Source organism: Vibrio sp. 811, from assembly GCF_033339195.1.
In genome coordinates, this window is sequence record NZ_JAWOUB010000788.1 from 1 (window position 1) to 553 (window position 553).

General features: G+C 47.9%; 1 protein-coding gene. It reads right to left on the bottom strand.

Features of this window, described 5'->3' with window-relative positions:
- Positions 1-37 precede the first annotated feature (37 nt).
- Positions 38-553: glutathione-regulated potassium-efflux system ancillary protein KefG (gene kefG, locus R7Q46_RS29405; protein WP_318078617.1), on the bottom strand; the 516-nt coding region annotated here is incomplete at its 5' end.

A 553-nucleotide genomic window follows, 5' to 3' on the forward strand; every position in this document is an offset into this window, starting at 1 on the left:
CGCCGCCGACAGAATCACGACACTGCTTTGTAGAAACTCACTGGTTATCGCCATGCTGACCTCCGTGGTGCAACGCTTCCCACTCATCAAGAGGATTACTCAGCCATCGACGATACTGCTCCGCGTGTTCATAGCGTTCAATATCAGAAACATTGCGCGACCAATACAACACCAGCGGCTCCATCCAATGCATCTGACATAGTGCAGCCGTCAACTCGAACGGTTGCAGAATCTGCTCTAACGGATACTTGTTATACCCCCTAGCACTGAAAGCTTCTTCTTTACCACCCGTGGTGATCACACTGCGCCAATATTTGCCTTCTAGTGCAGAACCGTCGCCAAACGCAAAGCCCTTGCCGAGTACTCGGTCTAACCACTCTTTCAACAACGCCGGACATGAATACATATAAAGAGGATGATGAAAGACAATCACATCATGATTCATCAGTAGATCATGTTCGTGATTCACATCGATAAAGAAATCAGGATAAGCGCCATAAAGATCGTGCACCGTCACGTGCTCAAGTGATTGCACTCGCTTTATCATCACTTG